Below are 23,068 nucleotides of genomic sequence, written 5' to 3' on the forward strand. Positions count from 1 at the left end.
GTCGACGTCTAGTCCTCATTACGATGAGGACTTTTTTTATACCCTTATTTATAACCCAAAACGAGAGAAAATCAAATCAACATGCTGCAACATTTTATGCACATCAAAGCATGCTTCGATTTCATCATTATTCATTACAGTAGCAATATCAGGATCTTTCTTTAAATTTTCCAAAAAATCTTCCCCATCAATCCAACGTTTCATAGCATTCCGTTGTACCCAACGATAGGCTTGTTCCCGTACAGCTCCATGTTCTACTAACGTATTTAACAAAATCGGACTATAAATTAATCCGCCCGTCAAATTCAAATCAGCTTCCATCTTCTCCGGATATACTAATAGCTTATCGACAACCCGCGTAAAGGTAGTTAGCATATAATCTAAAGCAATCGTACTATCTGGTAATATAACCCGCTCTACCGAAGAATGCGAAATATCCCGTTCATGCCACAAAGCCACATCTTCCAATGCCGCCTGGGCGTAACCACGAATCAGCCGTGCCAAGCCACACATGCGTTCACACGTAATCGGATTTCGTTTATGCGGCATAATAGACGAACCTTTTTGTTTCGGACTAAAATATTCTTCTGCTTCTCGTACTTCCGTACGCTGTAAATGGCGAATTTCCGTAGCGAATTTATCAATAGAGCTGGCAATAACAGCCAACGTTGTTAAAAATTCTGCATGTCTATCACGCTGTAACGTCTGTGATGAAATCAAGGCAGATGCAATCCCTAGTTTACGACATACATACGTTTCAACAAAGGGATCAATATCGGCATACGTACCTACGGCACCTGAAATTTTCCCTACAGCAATCGTTTCCTTTGCCCGTTTCATACGTTCAATATCACGTTCAATTTCAGCTAACCAATTACATAACTTCAACCCAAATGTAGTTGCTTCTGCATGTATCCCATGTGTCCGCCCAATACAAGGTGTATATTTAAATTCTACCGCACGGCGACGTAACACTTGACGAAACGCTTCTAAATCTTCCAACAATACATCCGAAGCTTGTTTTAACATTACACCTAATGCAGTATCTTTAACGTCCGTAGAGGTCAACCCCAAATGAACATATTTACCAGATGCACCTATATTTTCAGAGAGCACAGAAACAAACGCTGCAATATCATGATGTGTTTCTGCTTCAATTTCATGAATACGTGCCACAGAAAAAGCTGCTTTTTCACGAATTTCTTCTGCTGCTTGTTGTGGAATATTGCCCAGTTCTGCTTGTGCTTCACTCGCCAATATTTCAACTTCCTTTAACGTGTTCCATTCATGTTCCTCTGTCCAGATGCGTCCCATTTCTTCTCGGGTATACCGTTCAATCACTGTAAATCTCTCCTTTGCCAGTCTATTGATATAAATACTTCGTTTTTTATTATACTCCATTCTATTTTATTTCGATAGTCAAAATTTACAACTACAAAAAAGGATAAGGTCTACATAACCTTATCCTTTTTTCATATCAACTATTATTACTATCGAAAACCGATGATTTAATTGCGATGAACACTATCCTTCTTGATGCGGTGTACGGCATGTTTTGCAACTGTAATATCCTGAAATAATGAGAACTACAATAATGCCAATAATCACAGCAATCTGACCAGTCGGAGTGGCTCCGCTTACGGTAGAAGATAAAGCAAAGTTTTCCGATAAAGCAGCACCTGTAGCCATACCGATAACGGTAATAGCTGCATCCGTATCCCCTTCACCGGAACGAACCAATTGACGAATAGGATCACCACCAATAAGGGTACAACCCCATCCGACTAATACCATACCTAAGAAATTCCACAATGCATCCGTATTAGCAAATGGTTGCATATCTACGCCACTATGAAATTGATGGGTGATACCATTTACAATGAATATCGCTACTAATACACCAATCCAACCTAAAAGCATCGTTACATTCTTTTCTAAAAACAGGCTTCTAAACGTATTGGCAAAGCAAAAACGCATTTGTTGTGCAATGGCACCAATAATAAGTCCACCGATAAGAGAAATAATAATACTAGCATGAATAGCGCCAATATCTTCGCCCGAAGAAAATACGATAAATGTCGGTGCGACCAGCACTAAAATCAATAAAACAATTTTTAAAATAGGCATAAATGCACTTTCTAATACATTTACTTCCTGAACAGCGGGCAACGTAAAGCCTCGATTCAAGAAATATGCCCCAATAGCAGCACCAACAATAAAACCAACCAAGCCAACAATAGCAGCCCAGTCACCACCGCCGATACGCATAAGCATCCGGAAGGGATCCCCCATAAAGACCATAGCACCGATAGCTACAAAAAAGCCTACAACAAAACGAACTAACGGAGCAGAGCCGCCACGTGCATGATATTGTTTACGCAAAACAGCCAAAATAAGTGCACCCCAAACCAAGCCAATCAATTCAGGGCGAATATACTGAGCACCAGCAGTTTGATGAAATCCTAATGCCCCCATCGTATCTCGTAAAAAACTAATGCTATCCAATCCCATATTTGCGGGATTTCCTAATGTAACTAAAATCGTAGCAATAATACCAATAATAAGACCACTAACAATGACACAAATTTTTTTATTTTCTACGTCCATTGTACTTCCCCCTTTCATTCATAACAAACGTAGGTGTCGGTTCCCGATTACACTTGTATTATATGCCTATCATTTATAAATGTAAATCACCTTTTAGGTATACTTTAAGATGATAAAATTTATTTTCATTATTCATTTATTTGCAACATTTTATACAAGGTTGTCACATTCTCTTTAATATATTATGTTTTATGTTGTTTTTATTATTTTTTTACTTATCCTCCCTACAACAAAGAATGCAAAAAACCGATAAGGATCTATATCCTTATCGGTTTGCGTGCAAATGGTGCGCCCAAGATGACTTGAACATCCGACACGCAGTTTAGGAAACTGCTGCTCTATCCAGCTGAGCTATGGGCGCATAAGAAAGTATGCGTTAGTATCATATCACATTCAAGAGAAAAAAGAAAGAGATAGCCTCTTCCTTATCCATCACTCATCAGGGAGATACCTTCTGTTTATGAAAATAATGTGGTGAGTCACCCCACTTGCCAAAGCCTACAACATCTCCAACAGATGCCACCCGTGCATTCAAACAATGCCGACATTGGTCGGGCTTATCTTCCACGCAAGGTTTATTATCATATAACAAATACTGCGAACGAAATTTAGGTAACGTAACAATAGGCATCAAGACATTCGCCCCCGCCTTTAACCCCAATTCCCGACCTAACGGATGTAACGCCTGTAACGCCGTGGTAGCGGCAATATTGACATCCGGTAAAAATAACCGCGTCACCGCAATCATATTAAGCCCCAAACGGAACCGTCGTTCTTTTTCTTTTTCTGAATCCAGCCCTGTTTTCAATACATATTGACCAATCGGGGTATCATGATGCACCACATAAGGTCCCATTCCAATCATATCAATATCAAAATCACGATAAAAAATAATATCTTCCGCTAAATCCTCTATCGTTTGTCCCGGCAAACCGATCATCACCCCCGTACCAACTTGATAGCCAATGCGTCTTAACATCATAAGACAATCTTTACGCCGTAACCATTCATGATGACCATCTTGAGGATGCAAGGTAGCATATAAGGAAGGATTACTCGTTTCAATCCGCAACAAATAGCGATGCGCCCCTGCCTCAAACCACCGTTGATAGGTTTCTTCATCTTGTTCCCCTACGCATAAGGTAATTCCCAATTCATCGTTGCTCAATGCCTTAATATCACGAATTAACCCTTCCATATATGTGATGAATGCCGGATCTTGTCGTTCTCCCGATTGCAACGTAATGGAACCATATTGATTATCATACGTCCATTTTGCCATTGCTAAAATATCCTTACGTTCCGTATCAAATCGTTCTACCTGTGTATTATCCTTGCGAATACCGCAATACTTACAATTCTTAATACACCGATTAGAAAATTCAATCAGACCTCTATAATAAACCACAGCTCCTACTTGTCTTGCCTTGACTGCATAAGCTGCATCATATAACTTTTTGCATTCTTCCGGCTCCGTAAGTGCTAATAAAGTCATTAAATCTTCTTTAGTAAACTGATTGTGGTTTAATACATGTTCTACCCCCGACATATCATCACCTCGCTTTTTTCTGCTTTGCTAATACTATGATATATCATTAAGCATAAAAAAAAAAGACGGATTTTCTAAGAAAATCCGTCAACACATTTTTTTATTTAATGATTATTAAGCCACTTAGCACGTTTAAATAGCAAAAAGATAATACTCAGTAACATCGCAACTACCGTAGCTAACCCCATACCTTTTAATTGCACCGGTCCCAAAACAATAGTCGCACCACTAAGGCCACTAATCATCGTTACAGCCGTCAAAATTAAATTCTTAGAATGTGTATAATCAACCCTTTTTTCTACTAACATTCGCAATCCTGAAGCCGCAATAAAACCAAATAACAAAATGCATACCCCACCCATTACAGGTACAGGAATAGCATGAATCAACGCCGCAATTTTTCCTACAAAAGAAAAAATAATAGCAAAGATAGCCGCACCGCCAATAACCCATGTACTATACACGCCAGTAATCGCCATGACGCCCATATTTTCACCATACGTTGTATTGGGAGTAGAGCCTACTAACCCCGATAACATATTAGAAAGCCCATCGGCAAATAAAGATCGATGTAACCCCGGATCTTTAATTAAATCCCTACCAACAATATCACTCGTCACAAATAAATGCCCTAAATGCTCCGCTAATACGACAAAAAGAGCCGGCATAATCATCATAATCGCACTCAGATGAAAAGAGGGTTTATAAAACGTAGGGAAAGCAAACCAAGGCGTATTCGCTACTTTTGACAGATCCACCACGCCCATAAAATACGAAAGAATATACCCTGCTACAACTCCCACCAAAATAGGGATAATACCTAAAAAACCACGCCCAACAACGCTCGTAATAATCGTAATCAGAAGTGTAAATGTCGAAATAATAATGGCCGTATGATTACTCATGCCTTGTGCCGTACCAATATATCCCGACATAGTCATCGCCAAAGGAGCTAACTCTAACCCAATAATAGCAACAATCGCTCCCATCGCCGCCGGCGGAAACAACACATCAATCCATGCCGTTCCTACTTTATTAATGATAACCGCTAAAATCATAAAAGAAATACCGAAAACAATAAATCCACCTTGTGCATCACCGTATGTCATCCCAGGTATGGAGCATACCGCCAACACAGGCGAGATAAAAGCAAAACTCGATCCTAAATAGGCCGGTAACCGCCATTTACAAATAAATAAATACAAAAGTGTGCCAATCCCATTCATAAACAATGCCGTAGCTGGATCCACATGCAATAAAAATGGTACTAAAACAGTTGAACCAAACATCGCAAATAAATGTTGCAAACTCAACGGAATGGTCGGTAATATAGGCAATCGTTCTTCTACATGAATAATACGTCTTTCTTCCATTCTATTTCCCCCTTACTTTCCTGGTATAAATCGGCTTTGGGTTTCCCTCCGCAGAGACGTAAAAACTGGCTTAACTGCTTCCCTTTCAAGCTTCAACTCCGCTTCATAACTCTGATGACAAACATTTAGCAACAACGCAGCCATTACAATATTCATCACTAGCGAAGTCCCGCCATAACTAATAAATGGCAAAGGTACCCCAATAACAGGAAAAATGCCACAATTCATACCAATATTAATAATCCCCTGTCCAGAAAAATACAACACAATCCCTAAAGCTAACAATTTACCAAATGAATCGCGACAATAAAAAACAATACGAAAACCCAAAATTAAAATAATTGCAAATAATGAAATCACTAATATAGAGCCAAAAATTCCCCATTCTTGTGCCAAAATAGCAAAGGCAAAGTCCGTATGGGCTTCAGGCAAATAATTAAATTTACTAATCCCATTACCCACACCTTGACCAAAAACACCGCCCGAACCAATAGCGATAAAACTTTGCGTTGCCTGATACCCTAATGTAGCTTGGTATTTCCATGGGTCAATCCAGGAAACCAACCGTTTCATGCGATACCCTTCGGAAGCAATTGCCGCGGCAATGCAAATAATACCCCCAACGAAAGCGGCCAACGAAAAAGGAGATTTTTTAATACCCACAACCATACCACTAATCCACAACATGCAGATAGGAATCCCCAAAATAACCATAGCCGTGCCGGCATCGGGTTGGATCATGACAAAGAAAGCCATCGAAAAAGACAAGATAATCGCAGGATGTACTAAAATAGGTAATTTTTTCCACCCTTTACAATGATGGCTCTTTTTATTTATCCATATAAGACGTATTTTTTCCACTTTATCTAAAGACGGTGCAATAACCTTAGCGGAAAAAATAATGCCCGTAATCTTGGCAAATTCTGATGGTTGAAAGGTAATACCAGCTATCGCTATCCAACGCCGTGCACCTTTAACCACAACGCCCGCTCCAAGCACAATAACTAAGCAAATAAACGTAACAATAATAAGGACGCCTACGAATCTACGAATATTTTTATAACTACTATAATATGCAAAAAATCCGCCTACAATTCCGCCAGCAATTAAACCAAGCTGCTTATACAAATAGCCATGCATACTTACCTTGCCTGGTGCCGTTACAAACGTAGCACTATACACATTTACCGTACCAATAACAATAAGCAAAGCAAAGCTAACTAATAACCAAAAAAAGTACTGTTGTAATCGCTTACTCTTACTCTTACTTTTCCTCTTCACCTGTCCTCACCTCGCATGGACAAAACGCAGCACAATGAAAAATTGGTTGCCCTTTAGCACTAAACTTTTCCTCATATTCCGTCATCGCTTCATTAAGGATGTTACTATGATGTAAATCATACGTAATTTCCGTCAGCTTCCATTGCCTTTGCTGAAATTCTTCTAAGGAAAAAATAAACAACCCTTCATTATCCGACTTGAAATCTAACCGCCCTTGCGGTGATAACAACCGAGCATATCTATCCAAAAAGCTACGATGGGTTAATCGTCTTTTCGCGTGCCGTTTTTTAGGCCAAGGATCGCAAAAATTAATAAAAAAACGATCCACTTCCCCTGGTGCAAACAATTCTTCTAAAAAAGCCACATCAAATCGCAATAACTGCACGTTCGTTGCCTCTACATCAACACACTTTTTAGCGGCATAATATAAGACGCCTAACTGAATTTCAATGCCGATAAAATTAACCTCTTTATGTAGCTGGGCCATGCGAGAAATAAAATTTCCCTTGCCTGTCCCCAATTCAACCCATAAAGGTAACGTCGGATTAGCAAACAACTCACGCCAATGACCTTTATACATCTCACCACCTTGCAATCGAACAACATGCTCATATTCCGTTATCGCCTGATCAATCCAAGGCTTTCTTCGCAACCGCATTACGTTCCTCCTCCACTCTCAAAAATAGGCTGATTTCATGTGAAATCAGCCTTATTACATTTATTATAAATAATAGAAAAAAGCGTGTCAACTACCACACCCTACCCGTTCATTCTACGTCCTTCCGCGAAACAATCTTCTTCACGGATTTTTCAAATTTGGATCGTGCTAACATCACCCGATGCCCACAACCACAACACTGGATCACAAAATCCACCCCAATACGCATGACATCCCATTCTTGCGATCCGCAAGGATGCGACTTTTTCATTTGCACCCGATCCCCTACATAATAACGAATAAACTTCTCCATACCTTATCTCCCTTACACCACACCTCATCAACATAGAAACACTTATATTCATTATGATAAACTACCTATCCCTGCAAATGCAAGTACTTATGGCACTTTCTTTTCATCTCTCTCTTGTTTACCTTTTTTTACTATGATAGTATAGAATAATAAGTACATTCTCTCCCATGGAAGGAGTGCCTATCATATGTTTATCTCATTACGCTTATTATGGCGTACGTATGCACATTGGTTTTGGTATACCCTCGGCACCATTGGTTCAGCACTACTGATTTGTTTTCTACTTTGGCTTGCCTATTGTATCGCCATAAAAGCAAAACCATTAGCAGCTATTCAACACATTCCCATAGTCGGCTCATTTCCTATATTCTTACTGCTACTTGTAGGTATATTATGTATATCCATTTTTGCTTGGCAACAAGGTGCCATTGCACACGAAAAATATCATTTTTTTATCAATGAAAAAAATAGGAGAACAAATGAAACAAAATGAATTTATAGACTTATTACGACACTATTTTCGCAATAGTGACCCAGCTGATCTAAAAGGAATTTTAGCTGATTGCGAAGAGGCCTTTAACAAAGGTAAAAAAAAGGGCATTTCTGAAGAAAAAATATGCCAAAAACTAGGTCATCCCCATAATATCTATCGCTTATATATGGGCGAAGAAATCAATCCTGAAGAAAATGCCCAATTAACCTATGTCAATCCTTATACGCCACCTACTACACCTTATGCGTATAATCAAACGACACCATCTACAGACAAGTCACAACGCTTTACCTCAGAACATTCCGGAAATATCGTTGGGCGTATCCTAGGTAGGTATATTGCTCGTTTATTTTATACCCTAACAGGTATCGCCATTCTCTTCGGGATCGTTTGGAATATGCTCCCGCCCTATTGCCTTAGCGAATGGTTACCTTTACCTAAAATATCATTATTCACGTTAATAGGTGTAGTACTATCTTTTTTATTCGCCGGCTTTACGGGTTCCTCCCTAGCTTACGCCTGCCGTAAACGCAGAAGGAGGCTCTTATGATTCGGACATTCTTATTACTCATTATCTCTCTATTTTTTACCAGTTTAACCGTTATCTCATTTTACATGACTGATTACCCTAATATAGTACGCTGGATATCATATTATCAAGAATGTAAAATCATGCAACGTGATGTAGAACGAGGGCATCTTTCTCCGGAGGAAATGTTATCACGGTTAAAAATAATGCTGCCTACACAAGCAGATGAATTAGAGCAGCGTATATCTCAAAAATATGGTATTCGCAACGAAATAACCCGACCTAACAAGTTTTCTCTTTATGATGAATCAAGTGACGATTATCCCCATACAAATGATGACGACGATAAAGAAAAAACATCTCCTGAACCCGATACAGACTCGCCTTCAGACCAACCCAAACAACCAAAAAAAATGGAATCTCTGACAAATTCGAAACGGCCTGGCAAAGCAAAAACAACCGTTCCTCATCGTACTGCACCTTCACCGCAAGATCCCGATAGTGACTTAGATACTATAGATTGACCCAATCATCTATACCATAAAAATCCTATATAAAGATATATTGTAGTGAATCTTACTATAATATATCTTTATTTTGTTTTTAATAATCATTCTCTTTAAAAATAAATTATTAAATAAAAGATATTTTCTATTGATATTTTATTTTTATTGTGTTATACTAAACATGTCAAGAGGAACAGAACTCCTCTTCCCCATATATTATTTACATAATGATTATATAGATGTACAAGGATAATACAGGAGGTATGAATCATGGAATTAAAAGGAAGCAAAACAGAAAAAAATTTACAAGCCGCATTTGCCGGTGAATCACAAGCACGTAATAAATACACGTTTTATGCAGAAGTAGCTGGAAAATCAGGTTATGAACAAATTAAATCCCTATTTGAAGAAACAGCTCGTAACGAAAAAGCCCATGCTCAACTTTGGTTTAAACTACTCCATCAAGATGAATTAAATACCATTAGCGATTTAGCTGATGCTGCTGCCGGCGAACATTACGAACGAGTAGATATGTATCCGACCTTTGCTAAAGAAGCACGGGAAGAAGGGTTTAATAAAATCGCTTTTCTCTTTGAAAAAGTAGGCGAAATTGAACACCGTCATGAACAACGGTATTTAGACTTACTCGAAAATGTAAAAACAGGAAAAGTATTCAAAAAAGACGAAGACAAAACCTGGATCTGTCGTAACTGCGGATTTATTTATGAAGGCAAAGAAGCCCCCAAAATATGTCCCGTATGCAGCGTGCCTCAATCATTTTTTGAAATTCACGAAGATAATTACTAATCCCTTAGTTTCAAACTTAACGAGACGATATATTCGTCTCGTTTTTTTGTCTATATAAAAGCTCTATATATTATATGTTTATTAACATAAGTCTATACACAACTCGTAACTTTTTCAGCAAGCATCTAATGTTTTCCTCTACTAACGCCCCTATTATACTATATTATAATAGTATGACAAGGTAATAATTATGTTATTTTTATTAAGTAATATAGTCATTACATCCCCAAACAATTACTACCTCAACATCCGCCTTCGCAAGCTTACCTCCCGGTGCTTATGCTCGCAACAACTAAAGGAACCGTTCCATCGGTTATGGATATTACCAACATCACAAATAAACTATCTTCAAACTAAAGATGAATCATTTTCTTGCCCCATAAACACCCACAGAAACCACAAAAAAAAAGAGATATCAATATTATTCGATATCTCTTTTTTGTTTCTCTGCTTATATCAACAAAAGAGAAAAAGAAATACCCTTTCACCTATTTACGCAAAAGGGCATTTTCTTTTTACATATATCTTATTTAGTCAGCAACTTAGCCACTTGTCTTTTCAACCATTCTACTTCTTTTTTCATTTCTTGATTTTCCTTGCGTATAGCCTGATTATCTTGTTTCAGTTGTTGACTTTTTTCTTCTTGCTGTTTGTTTTGCAACTTCAGCGCCTGTATTTCCCGTGCCATTGCAATGCGTGACGTGCTGATACCGTCCGACCCTTTGCCCGTTTTGAAGGACAGACCTACATTGACGATGTTTTCGCCACCGAAGGTACCGCCGAGGGAAACAAGGGTGCGTTCATTCGGTCGATAGAACCCGCCAAAAGCAAAGGTGTTGGCACTACGATAATTACTATATCCCACAGCAAAATCCCATTTATCGGCGGGATCGAATTCCTGCGGATGCAAAGCAGCCAGTGCCGCCGCTGATGCCGTACCGCGTTCCATCCGGGTGCCTAATTCCGAGATAGCTTGCCGGTTCTTTTGGGAAACCGCCTGAAGTTGATCTTCCGTAGCGGCTCTACCTGATACAACATGTTTTTCATCCCACGTTTTATTGGAAAGACCCGTCACCGTACCTTTCCCTTTTTCGCCATTGATCTGCACATCGCCGATAGAAGCCTTTTCTTTATTTTCAGTACCATCTATAGAAATATGTCCCACATCAATTTTCTTGTCGAGTTTTACTTTATAAACAGTCTTGTTTTCAGCTGCCGGAGCAGGTGTCGTTCCGCCTGTTGACGGTGTCGATGTATTTTCTTTCGGATTCTTTTCTACAACTACACCCGTCTTTTGATCGCCCACAACTTCCGGGAGGACTTTAATCAATTTCTTTTCCAAGGCTTTCAGCTGTGCCACGTTGACTGCATCCGTGTCTTCACTTCCGGCAGCTACTCCCGTAATCTGACGTGAAAACCCTTTCACATCATTGCCGACGGAAAAGGCTCCCAAATTGGATTTCCATGCTGAACCGGTCTGTCCGTTTGCCAAGTATCCTGCTACACCGCTTGCTCTTTGCGCCACACTAAAAGAACCGAAGGCCGCACCGTAATCTACCGTTGCCGAAGCACTCAAACCGCCCACGGCGGTGCTTGCCGTTCCTGTCGTTTTGGCTTCGCTGCCGATTGCCGCAGACCAACCATTTACCGTTTCCGCCTGGTATCCCATGGCTATACTGTTCGTTGCATGCGTTTTAGCTTCCGAACCGATAGCAACTGTCCAATCTCCGAAGGCATTCGTTCCGGTACCTACACTGACAGCCTTTTCACCTTTAACGGTATTATTACTACCTAGTGCCAAGCCCCATTGACCGCCTCTGTTATCACTGCCGATAATCTTATTACCGCTACCGAAAGCACGTCCTCGATCTTCCACTTCCAGATCGCTACCTACTGCGATACTGCCGCCGTTTGCCGTATTGCACATGCCGACAACTACATTTTGATCGCTTCCGTCTCCCGCGGTATATATCCATTTTCTATCATCATTGGGATCTTTGACAGCCGTATATCCGACTAAATTTCCGTTACCGATAACGGTATTATGTTCACCTTTTACCTTCGTCTCTTTTTGATCGTAATTTTCATAGTTGGTACCGACAACAATGTTATGTACACCGTCTACATTCAATCCGGTACCGATAACAACACTATTATTTTGATTATTTTTTATACCGGTCAGTTTGTTGTCATTGCCGACAACCACACCGTTGATACCTTCCGACGAGGAGCGTACACCCAGTACGATACTGCCTTTTGCTTTCGCACCGTCATTCTTATAGTTGGAACCTTCACCGGTTTCCGAACTCTTCACCGACAAGTAATGCACGCTACCTTCCGCCGCCGCATTTATTACGTCATTCATATCTACGTCGAAAGTAGTATTCGTATTCGTTGTAAAGGTAAGTTTCTTTGTGTTTTTATCGTACGTTCCGCTTGTAATATGAATATCTTTGGTGGCTACCGTTACGGTTGTACCTTTATCACCGGCTTTATTGCTTTTAATGGTGACGGTGGTAGTATTATCGTTATTTTCTTTTGTTTCAACCGTATAAGCGGTACTGTTTGCAGCTACTTTGTCCACTTTCGTATTCAATACTTTGAGCTGTGCCACGTTGACCGCATCCGTGTCCTTTGTACCGGCGGCAACTCCCGTAATCTGACGGGTGATACCTTTTTCTTCATTACCTACGGAAAAAGCACCATAGCCACTTGCCGAACGATACGCCCCGAGAAGAAGATTCTCTTTCTGTTGCACTGCTTCTAAAGCTTGATATGCCTTATTTAAATCTTCTTTCTTAGTTGTATCTGCAGCGTTTTCTTTTAAGGCTTTTTTTGCCTCTTCAACAGCCTTTTTCTTTGCGGTCATTTCCGTTTGCAAAGCGTCATATTCCGTAGTCTTACCGAGATATTCCGCTACGGCTGTACCGTCTACAAAGGCTGCTCCGTTTTTCGGATTATAACCGAATAAACCGCCTTCACGTTTTGCTGTAGAATCTCTGCCCAAGGCCACACCACCAACACTATCCGCCATAGCATACGCACCGATAGCCATCGAATTTTTACCGACCGCACCGTCATTCTTATAGTTGGAACCTTCACCGGTTTCCGAACTGTTCACCGACAAGTAATGCACGCTGCCTTCCGCCGCCGCATGTATTACGTCATTCATATCTACATCGAAGGTAGTATTCGTATTCGTTGTAAATGTAAGTTTCTTTGTGTTTTTATCGTACGTTCCGCTTGTAATATGAATATCTTTGGTGGCTACCGTTACGGTTGTACCTTTATCACCGGCTTTATTGCTTTTAATAGTGACGGTGGTCGTATTATCGTTATTTTCTTTTGTTTCAACCGTATAAGCGGTACTGTTTGCCGCTACTTTATCCACTTTCGTATTCAATACTTTCAGCTGTGCCACGTTGACCGCATCAGTGTCCTTTGTACCGGCGGCAACTCCCGTAATCTGTCTTGTCATTCCGGTTTCTTCATTACCTACGGAAAAAGCACCATAGCCACTAGCCGAACGATACGCCCCGAGAAGAAGATTCTCTTTCTGTTGCACTTCTTCTAAAGCTTGATATGCCTTATTTAAATTTTCTTTCTTAGTTGTATCTGTAGGGTTATCTTTTAAGGCTGCTTTTGCCTCTTCAACAGCTGTTTTCTTTGCGGTCATTTCCGTTTGCAAAGCGTCATATTCCGTAGTCTTACCAAGATATTCCGCTACGGCTTTACCATCTACAAAGGCGGCTCCGTTTTTCGGATTATAGCCGAATAAACCGCCTGCACGTTTTGCTGTAGAATTTCGGCCCAAAGCCACGCCGCCAACACTATCCGCCTTAGCATACACACCGATAGCTATCGAATTTTCACCGACCGCACCGTCATTCTTATAGTTGGATCCTGCTCCTTGTTCGGAACTGTTCACTGACAAGTAATGCACGCTGCCTTCCGCCGCCGCATGTATTACGTCATTCATATCTACATCGAATGTAGTATTCGTATTCGTTGTAAATGTAAGTTTCTTTGTGTTTTTATCGTACGTTCCGCTTGTAATATGAATATCTTTGGTGGCTACCGTTACGGTTGTACCTTTATCACCGGCTTTATTGCTTTTAATGGTGACGGTGGTAGTATTATCGTTATTTTCTTTTGTTTCAACCGTATAAGCGGTACTGTTTGCAGCTACTTTGTCCACTTTCGTATTCAATACTTTGAGCTGTGCCACGTTGACCACATCGGTGTCTTCACTGCCGGCGGCCACGCCCGTAATCTGACGAGTTATTAATTTATGTTCATCTTCAGTACTTCCTACAGAAAATGCCGCGTGTGTCGCTTTCCAAATGGCAGAGTTTTCCGTGCTTGCTTTTCCGGTAAACGGATCATATCCGAATACTCCTTTATCTATTGAAGCAATAGAGCCGATGCCCAACGCAACGCTTCCCTCTACCCGGGCTATTGCGCCATATCCTAATGCCATAGAAGAGTTCTCTTGTGCTTGTGCTCCATTTCCCAATGCCGTGGAATAGTCTTTTGCTGCTATTGCTCCATCTCCTAATGCCATGGAAAGGTTCCCTTGTGCGTTTGCTTTACGTCCTAATGCCATGGAATAGTTACCTTGTGCTATTGCTACAGCTCCTAATGCCATGGAATATTCACCTTGTGCTTGTGCTACAGCTCCTAATGCCGTGGAAGAAGCCCCTTGTGCTTGTGCTCCATTTCCTATGGCTACCGCATCGTCTCCTGCCGCGCCGTCATTATTCCAGTTGGTTCCGTCAGGATTTTCAGGTTTACCGGATTTCACCGAGAAATAGTGTACTCCGCCTGCGGTTTTCAGTTTATCCGTTACTTTATTGTCCAGTGCTTTCAACTGTGCTACGTTGACTGCGTCAGTATCTTGTGTTCCTGCAGCTACATTGGTAATCTGTCGGCTTTCAATAATTCTATTTCCTGCTTCGTCCGAACTGTCTCTGCCTACGCTGACAGCCGCTTTGGTGGCTTTCCATGTCGCTTCCAGTTTGCTCTTCTTTTCCAAAGCATCTAAGAATTCTTTATGATTTACTTTCCATGTTTCAAGAGCGGTCTTCGCAGCAGCTTTGCCACTTTCACTTGCGTTAAAATATGCGTTTGTTAATCTGTTATATTCCGCTTTTGATTCATCGATTTTATTTTTCCAGTTATTATATTCCGTTTTTTTGCCCAGTGCATTCAGTACATCATCAAAGGTCGTACCACCGGCAGATTCCAAATAGCCGACTGTTCCTTCTTTTCTGACGGCTACTGTTCCTTTACCCAAAGCAACGCTTCCATCTACCGGGGCTTGTGCTCCATATCCTAATGCCACGGAAGAGGCCCCTTGTGCTTGTGCTCCATGTCCTAATGCCACGGAAGAGCCCCCTGTTGCTTGTGCGTTATATCCTAATGCCGTGGAAACGTACCCTTGTGCTTGTGCTCCATGTCCTAATGCCGTGGAAACGGGCCCTTGTGCTTGTGCTCCATGTCCTAATGCCACGGAAGAGGCCCCTTGTGCTTGTGCGTTATATCCTATGGCTACCGCATCTTTTCCTGTCGCTCCGTCATTCTTCCAGTTCGAACCTGCACCTTTATCCGTGCTGTTGACGGAGAAGTAGTGTACTGCACCTTTATCTACTTTCGTATTCAAAGCTTTGAGCTGTGCCACGTTGACTGCGTCAGTATCTTGTGTTCCTGCAGCTACATTGGTAATCTGTCGGCTAATTCTATCTCCGTTTTCGTTCGTACTGTCTCTGCCTACGCTGACAGCCGCTTTGGTGGCTTTCCATGTCGCTTCCAGTTTGCTCTTCTCTTCCAGAGCATTTACGAATTCCGGATGCTGTCTTTTCCATTTATCAAGTTCGTCCTTCGCAGCAGCTTTGTCACTATCCCCAACTGCGTGAAAATATTCTTCTGCTAACATGTTATATTCCGCAATTGATGCATCAATTGTTGCTTCCCATTTAGCATATTCCGTTTTTTTACCCAGTGCTGTCAGTACATCATCAAAGGTCGTAACACCGGCAGATGCCAAATATCCGACTGTTCCTGCTTCTCTGCCGGCTACTGTTCCTTCACCCAAAGCAACGCTTCCATCTACCGGGGCTTGTGCTCCAGTTCCTACTGCCGTGGAATAATCCCCTAGTGCTTTTGCGTTATCCCCTAATGCCGTGGAAGCGGTCTCTTTTGCGTATGCTTCATATCCTAATGCAATGGAAGCGCCCCCTTGTGCTTGTGCGTTATATCCTAATGCCATGGAACCGTACTTTAGTGCTTTTGCGTCATTTCCCAATGCCGTGGAATAGTCCTCTTTTGCTTGTGCTCTAACTCCTATGGCTACCGCACCATCTCCTGTCGCTCCGTCATTCTTCCAGTTCGAATCTGCACCTTTATCCGTGCTGTTGACGGAGAAATAGTGTACTGAACCTTTATCTACTTTGTCATTCAATGCTTTCAGCTGTGCCACGTTGACCGCATCCGTGTCTTCACTTCCGGCAGCTACATTGGTAATCTGGCGGGTTGCAATAATTTTGTTCCCTGCTTCGTCCTCGCTTTCTCCGCCTACACTGACTGCCCCTCTACTGGCTTTCCATGTCGCTTCCAGTTTTTCGTTCTTCATCAATGCGTCTATGAAGTTCCCATTCTTTTGTTTCCATTCATTAAGATCATCAAGCGCTTTCTTCTTAGCAGCTTTATCACGTTCATCTGCCTTTAAATATGCCTTTGTCAACTCATTATATTTCTCAATTAATGACTTGTTTGTTGTTGTCCAGGTATCATAGTCCGCTTTTTTGCCCAGCGTTTTCAGTACAGCATCAAAGGTCATATCACCGGCAGATGCTATATAGCCGACTTTTCCTGCTTCTCTGCCGGCTACTGTTCCTTCACCCAAAGCAACGCTTCCCTCTACCGTGGATTTTGCTCCTTGTCCTAATGCCATGGAAGAGGCCCCTTGTGCTATTGCATATTGTCCTAATGCCGTGGAATCGCGCCCTGTTGCTTCTGCTACACTTCCTACTGCCGTGGAATCTTGCCCTGTTGCTTGTGCTCCTTGTCCTACTGCCGTGGAATAGACCTCATATGCGTGTGCTAAACTTCCTACTGCCGTGGACCATTTCTCTTTTGCTTCCGCTCCATTTCCTAATGCCGTAGAAGATAGCCCCGTTGCTTTTGCTTTATATCCATATGCCGTGGAATCGTCTTCTTTTGCGTCTGCTTGATATCCTACTGCCGTGGAAAATTGTTTTTCTGCTTTTGATTTAGCTCCTATTGCTACGGACTGTAGCCCTGATGCGACTCCCCCCCCATATACCGTGGACTCTTTCCCGTTTGCTATGGCTACCGCACCACCTGCTGTCACGAAGCACCCGAGGAGTGCCATGACAACTAACGATTTCAGACGTTTTCCGTTTCTTTCCGGCGAAGAGCTTTTCCCGTGTCCTTTGGCAATTTCAGAAACCACCACCCAAGTGTTTCTTACTTTGCTCCAGACCAGTTTATAGATTTTGTTCATAAAACCCTCTCCTTTAACAAAAAAAATGAAATATCCCGTGTGAAAGAAATATTCCGTATCTGCGATCAAATTTACCAATTATTAATTTTACTACTCTCAAATTGTATCTGCAAATATATTACACTAATTTATAATAAAATTTTCTTAATTTCTTTTCATTTTCTTACGTTCCGGTTCTTTTATAAGACAATTACAGGTCATTTTACGGGTTTTATCTCTTGTTATCTTCATTTATTGTCTCCCCCCCCGATTTTTCTCTGCGGTTATCGTTTTTCCTTTCCCGTCCTCTGTTTTCCTTTCACAGCTTTGTCGTTTATATCGTTTTTTTCTAATATTCATGCTTTTTGGTCATACCTCAAAAAATGGCGACATCAAAGAAAGCGTATACATGCAGATGTATATAAAAACTATACTTTCATTTGTAACCGTTGCTTTTTTCGAATCCGGTGGCAAGCCTGCATACACAGGGCAGAAGTTTATATTCTTTCGTCTATCATCACCCCGACGGGGACGGCTTTTTTATATGCGTCATTTCTTCATTTTGTTTTGACTATAAAAGGAATGCCTTGTGTATCTGTCATTCTATAAGAAATTGCTTTTTCTCCTATTGGTATGGGGCAACTTTGTGTTGACAACAAAAAAGAACGATCTCTTTGATGAGACCGTTCTTTCTTGTTGATTCCTTATGCTTTTGTCTTTTCCATCATTTTCAGCTTGCTCAGAATCTCTTGCATCTGTTTTTCTCTTTGTTCTTCTCTTTCACGCAGTTCTTTGATTTCTTGTTCTTGTGCCGTTATTTTTTCTTCCTGCTGCGTCAAACGGTTTGCCATTTGTACTTTGGAAAATCCCGCATAGGTACTGCCGCTTCCCAGTTTTACGGAAACGCCGGCATTCACCATGTTTCTGGAATCACCCATCGTCCAGCCCAGATTCAGCAGGGTTCTTTCGTTAGGACGATAGAAAAGTCCCACTGCGGCGGCGGTGGCATTTTTGTAGTTGCCTACGCCTGCGGCAATACCCCATTTATCTTCCGGCTCAAACTCTTGCGGGTGAAGAGCGGCGAGAGCAGCGGCGCCTGCGCCGACTTTATTGACTCTGGTGTCCAATTCGCCCACTTTCATTCCCATATCGTACATATTATTTTGCAGGTTGTCGATGGTTTTCGTGTTCCGCTTGACATCCTGTTCCACGCCGTAAAGCTGTTTACCATTCACTGCCTCAGTACTGTCTTCGGATATCGTTCCGTCTCCTACATTAGTAATTTTATTTTTATTTGCATTGATACCGCTCTTTGTAACGGAAGGACCGTTTGCAATGGTAAGTCCGGTGTTATTTACAATAACATGGTTGTCGCCTTTACCGATTGTAATTGTTTCTTTATTTTCATTACCGTCTATAGAAATATTTCCCACATCAACTTTCTTGTCGAGTTTTACTTTATAAACGGTCTTGCTTTCATCTGTCGGAGCAGTTGTCGTTGTCGTTACACCCGTTGGCTGTGCCGTTACACTCGTTGGCGGTGCCGTTTCGCTCGTTGGCGGTGTCGTTACCCCCGTTGGCGGTGTCGTTACACCCGTTGGCGGTGTCGTTCTGCTCGTTAACGATGTCGTTACGCCGCCTGTTGGCGGTGCCGTTTCGCTCGTTGACGGTATCGATGTATTTTCTTTCAGATTCTTTTCTACAACTACACCCGTCTTTTGATCGCCCACAACTTCCGGGAGGACTTTAATCAATTTCTTTTCCAATGCTTTGAGCTGTGCCACGTTGACCGCATCGGTATCTTGTGTACCTGCGGCAACTCCCGTAATCTGACGGGTTATTAAATTATTTCCATCTACAGTACTTCCGACAGAAAATGCCGCTCGTGTCGCTTTCCAAATGGCAGAGGTTTCCGTGCTTGCTTTTCCGGTAGACGGATCATATCCAAATACTCCTTTATCTATCGAAGCAATAGAGTCGCTACCCAAAGCAACGCTTCCATCTACCCGGGCTTCTGCTTTATATCCTAATGCCGTGGAATAGGCCCATAGTGCTTTTGCGTCATTTCCTAATGCCGTGGAAGAGAACCCTTCTGCGCTTGCTCCACTTCCTAATGCCACGGAAGAGACCCCTAGTGCGTCTGCTCTATGTCCTAATGCCGTGGAATAATCTTTTGTTGCTCTTGCTCCACCTCCTAATGCCGTGGAAGAGAACCCATCTGATATTACACTATGTCCTATGGCTACCGCATCTTCTCTTGTCGCTCCGTCATTATCCCAGTTCGAACCTGCACTAGTATCCGTGTTGTTGACGGAGAAGTAATGAATTTTATTACCGTCCGCTATTTTCTTGACATCTTCTATCTTTGTGCCGAGTGTATCTACTTTACCGTTCAACACTTTCAGTTGTGCCACATTGACCGCATCGGTGTCTTTTGTACCTGCTGCCACATTGGTAATCTGTCGGCTTTCAATAATTCTGTTTCCTACTTCGTCCAGACCGTCCGCACCTACGCTGACAGCCGCTTTAGTGGCTTTCCATGTCGCTTCCAGTTTGCTCTTCTTTTCCAGAGCATCTACGAAGTCTTTATGCTCTCCTTTCCATTTGTTAAGAGCGGACTTCTTATCAATTTGGTCAGTAGGGTCTGCGTTAAAACACGCTTGTGTTAATTTGTCATATTTCGTTTTTAATTCATTAGTGACTTTGTTTTTCCATTTATCATAGTCTTCTTTTTTATTCAGAGTTTTCAAGGCATCTTCAAAGGTGGCACTGCCTCCAAGTGCTATATAGCCAACTGTTCCTTCTTTTCTGACGGCTACCGTTCCTTCACCCAAAGCTACGCTTCCCTCTACCAGAGCTTGTGCTTTACGTCCTAATGCCGTGGAAGATTCCCCTAGTGCTTGTGCTTCACGTCCTAATGCCATAGAAAAGCGCTCTTGTGCTTGTGCTTCACGTCCTAATGCCGTGGAAGATTCCCCTGGTGCTTGTGCTCCATATCCTAATGCCGTGGAATAGTCCCCTTCTGCGGTTGCTTGATGTCCTAATGCCGTGGAAGAGTTCCCTTGTGCTTGTGCTCCATTTCCTATGGCTACCGCACCATCTCCTGTCGCTCCGTCATTATCCCAGTTGGTCCCGGCAGGATTTGCAGGTTTACTACTATTCACCGAGAAATAGTGTACTGCACCTTTATCTACTTTAGCATTCAATGCTTTCAGCTGTGCCACGTTGACCGCATCGGTGTCTTCGCTACCTGCGGCAACTCCCGTAATCTGACGGGTTATTAAATTATTTCCATCTACGGTACTTCCTACAGAAAGTGCCGCTTGTGTCGCTTTCCAAATGGCAGAGTTTTCCGTGCTTGCTTTTCCGGCAAACGGATCATATCCGACTACTCCTTTACCTATCGAAGCAATAGAGCCGAAGCCCAAAGCAACGCTTCCATCTAGCAGTGCTTTTGCTCCACTTCCTAATGCCGTGGAAGAGACCTCTAGTGCTTGTGCTTCTTGTCCTAATGCCATGGAAAAGTTCCCTTGTGCGTTTGCTTTATATCCTAATGCCGTGGAAAATTCACCTTGTGCATAGGCACTACATCCTACTGCCGTGGAAGAGTCTTTTTCTGCTATTACTCCAAGTCCTAATGCCGTGGAAGCGCCCCCTTTTGCTTGGGCTCCGACTCCTATGGCTACCGCATCTTCTCCTGTCGCGCCGTCATTATCCCGGTTCGAATTTTCACCTTTCTCCGTGCTTTTGACGGAGAAGTAGTGTACTGCACCTTTATCTACTTTCGTATTCAATGCTTTCAGCTGTGCCACGTTGACCGCATCGGTGTCTTGTGTACCGGCGGCAACTCCCGTAATCTGACGGGTTATTAAATAATTTATATCGCTGGTACTTCCGACAGAAAATGCCGCTCGTGTCGCTTGCCAAACGACAGAGGTTTCCGTGCTTGCTTTTCCCGTAAACGGATCATATCCTTTTACTCCTTTATCTATCGAAGCAACAGAGCCGCTGCCCAAAGCAACGCTTCCCTCTAACCAGGCTTGTGCTTGATGTCCTAATGCCATGGAATAGTTACCTTGTGCTTGTGCTCTCCATCCTAATGCCACGGAATGGTCTTTTTCTGCGTGTACGTCATCTCCTAATGCTATGGAAGATTGCCCTTGTGCTTTTGCTTGATTTCCTAATGCCACAGCATAGTCTTTTTCTGCTGTTGCTAGATATCCTAATGCTATGGACTGGTTCCCATTTGCTTGTGCTCCGCCTCCTACTGCTACAGAAAAACCACATTTTGTTTGTGCTTCTTTTCCTAATGCAATGGAATATATCCCATTTGCTATTGCTCCTTGTCCTACTGCAATGGACAGGTCCCCTTGTGCTTGTGCTTCCTTTCCTAATGCCGTGGACTGGTCCCCTTGTGCGTTTGCTTTATATCCTAATGCCATGGAATAGTTACTTTGTGCTTGTGCTTGTGCTCCTAATGCCGTGGACTTGAGCCCTGGTGCTTGTGCTCCATCTCCTACTGCCGTGGAAGCGTCCCCTTGTGCTTGTGCATAATATCCTAATGCCGTAGAATAGTCTTTTTCTGCTATTGCATTTTGTCCTAATGCCGTGGACCAGGCCCCTTTTGCTTGTGCACTAACTCCTAATGCCGTGGAAAATTCTTTTTCTGCGTGTGCATTTTGTCCTAATGCCGTAGAAAATCGCTCTTTTGCTTGTGCTCCTTGTCCTACTGCCGTGGAACCTTCCCCTAGTGCTTTGGCACTATCTCCTGCTGCTACGGACTGGTCCCCTGTTGCTTCTGATCCACTTCCCCATGAATAGGAATTGGTCCCATCTGCTTGTACTCCTTGTCCTAATGCCGAAGAAGTCAATATCAAAACAGCCACCAATGCCGCTTTAGTACGACGTGTCGAAGCACGACTGTGTGTGTGCACAATTTCCGACACTACACAATAGGCATGTTTCGTTTCACTCCAAATGACTTTAAATATTTTATTCATATCTTTTCTCTCCCCTTCTATTGCTATACCTACCAACATCTGTATTAATTTTTTCATTATAAATTATACACTGTATATAAATTATCAATCAAGATGTCCTTAGTTTTGCTCATATTTTGAAAAATTTTATCATACAAATAATTATTTATTCTCAAGAAATCATCGTAGTATTATTTCTATCATTTTCATCCTATTTTCAAAATATACATCATATCTTCATTCCCCTGTCAATTCATTGAGTATTTTTATCGCTATTTGGGTGGAAATATCACTAAACACAAGAACCTTCTCCGCACACGGCGAGAGTCGCAATTCCGAGAGAATTAACGGTAGAAGTAAACGTATGTGTAATAAGCTTTTTATCACGCCCATGGTAACAACCTGTTATCCATCAGCATTCTCAAAATAACTAAAAACATAAAAAGTAATAGACCTAAACCGGTACAAC

The 23,068-nt window shown here is 42.0% G+C and carries 13 protein-coding genes and 1 tRNA gene; 4 read left to right on the forward strand and 10 right to left on the reverse strand.

What is annotated here, in order from left to right:
- Positions 1-48: 48 nt before the first annotated feature.
- From purB to HMPREF1040_RS07285, 8 genes are all read right to left on the reverse strand, one after another.
- The gene (purB, locus tag HMPREF1040_RS07250; protein ID WP_007393335.1) at positions 49-1,341 is read right to left on the reverse strand and encodes an adenylosuccinate lyase; all 1,293 of its coding nucleotides are present in this window, start codon (positions 1,339-1,341) and stop codon (positions 49-51) included.
- Positions 1,342-1,524: 183 nt separating this feature from the next.
- Positions 1,525-2,607, reverse strand: a complete 1,083-nt coding sequence (gene yedE, locus HMPREF1040_RS07255; RefSeq protein WP_007393302.1) for a YedE family putative selenium transporter — start codon at positions 2,605-2,607, stop codon at positions 1,525-1,527.
- A gap of 284 nt (positions 2,608-2,891) precedes the next feature.
- Positions 2,892-2,968, reverse strand: a tRNA-Arg gene (locus HMPREF1040_RS07260).
- Between the two features lie 78 nt (positions 2,969-3,046).
- Positions 3,047-4,156, reverse strand: coding sequence for a [FeFe] hydrogenase H-cluster radical SAM maturase HydE (hydE, locus tag HMPREF1040_RS07265; protein WP_007393326.1), 1,110 nt, complete (start codon positions 4,154-4,156; stop codon positions 3,047-3,049).
- Between the two features lie 104 nt (positions 4,157-4,260).
- On the reverse strand, positions 4,261-5,529 hold the full coding sequence (gene uraA, locus HMPREF1040_RS07270) for a uracil permease (RefSeq protein WP_007393342.1): 1,269 nt from the start codon (positions 5,527-5,529) through the stop codon (positions 4,261-4,263).
- Positions 5,530-5,541: 12 nt separating this feature from the next.
- Positions 5,542-6,810 carry an FtsW/RodA/SpoVE family cell cycle protein gene (locus HMPREF1040_RS07275; protein ID WP_007393329.1) on the reverse strand — a complete coding sequence of 423 codons (1,269 nt, stop codon included), beginning with the start codon at positions 6,808-6,810 and terminating at the stop codon, positions 5,542-5,544.
- Complete coding sequence (trmB, locus tag HMPREF1040_RS07280) at positions 6,794-7,468, reverse strand: tRNA (guanosine(46)-N7)-methyltransferase TrmB (protein ID WP_007393319.1); 675 nt, start codon at positions 7,466-7,468, stop codon at positions 6,794-6,796. The genes HMPREF1040_RS07275 and trmB overlap by 17 nt, the downstream gene beginning before the upstream one ends.
- Positions 7,469-7,577: 109 nt before the next feature.
- Positions 7,578-7,781, reverse strand: coding sequence for a DUF951 domain-containing protein (locus HMPREF1040_RS07285; RefSeq protein WP_007393308.1), 204 nt, complete (start codon positions 7,779-7,781; stop codon positions 7,578-7,580).
- 187 nt (positions 7,782-7,968) lie between these two features.
- Here HMPREF1040_RS07285 and HMPREF1040_RS07290 point away from each other — a divergent pair, with 187 nt between their 5' ends.
- From HMPREF1040_RS07290 to rbr, 4 genes are all read left to right on the forward strand, one after another.
- The gene (locus tag HMPREF1040_RS07290) at positions 7,969-8,274 is read left to right on the forward strand and encodes a hypothetical protein (protein ID WP_007393337.1); all 306 of its coding nucleotides are present in this window, start codon (positions 7,969-7,971) and stop codon (positions 8,272-8,274) included.
- Positions 8,261-8,824, forward strand: coding sequence for a DUF1700 domain-containing protein (locus tag HMPREF1040_RS07295; protein ID WP_007393333.1), 564 nt, complete (start codon positions 8,261-8,263; stop codon positions 8,822-8,824). The genes HMPREF1040_RS07290 and HMPREF1040_RS07295 overlap by 14 nt, the downstream gene beginning before the upstream one ends.
- Positions 8,821-9,327 carry a hypothetical protein gene (locus tag HMPREF1040_RS07735; protein WP_007393330.1) on the forward strand — a complete coding sequence of 169 codons (507 nt, stop codon included), beginning with the start codon at positions 8,821-8,823 and terminating at the stop codon, positions 9,325-9,327. Before HMPREF1040_RS07295 ends, HMPREF1040_RS07735 begins: the two co-directional genes overlap by 4 nt.
- A 252-nt stretch (positions 9,328-9,579) precedes the next feature.
- Positions 9,580-10,116, forward strand: a complete 537-nt coding sequence (gene rbr, locus HMPREF1040_RS07305) for a rubrerythrin (protein ID WP_007393324.1) — start codon at positions 9,580-9,582, stop codon at positions 10,114-10,116.
- 526 nt (positions 10,117-10,642) lie between these two features.
- Here rbr and HMPREF1040_RS08355 read toward each other — a convergent pair.
- A complete protein-coding gene (locus HMPREF1040_RS08355) occupies positions 10,643-17,641 on the reverse strand; it encodes an ESPR-type extended signal peptide-containing protein (RefSeq protein WP_050791374.1) in 6,999 nt (2,332 codons plus the stop codon).
- A gap of 683 nt (positions 17,642-18,324) precedes the next feature.
- Entirely contained in the window at positions 18,325-22,620 is a 4,296-nt protein-coding gene (locus HMPREF1040_RS07315) for an ESPR-type extended signal peptide-containing protein (RefSeq protein ID WP_036257957.1), read from the reverse strand.
- Between the last annotated feature and the right edge of the window lie 448 nt (positions 22,621-23,068).

It is taken from the genome of Megasphaera sp. UPII 135-E, from assembly GCF_000221545.1.
GTDB classification, from domain to species: domain Bacteria; phylum Bacillota; class Negativicutes; order Veillonellales; family Megasphaeraceae; genus Megasphaera; species Megasphaera hutchinsoni.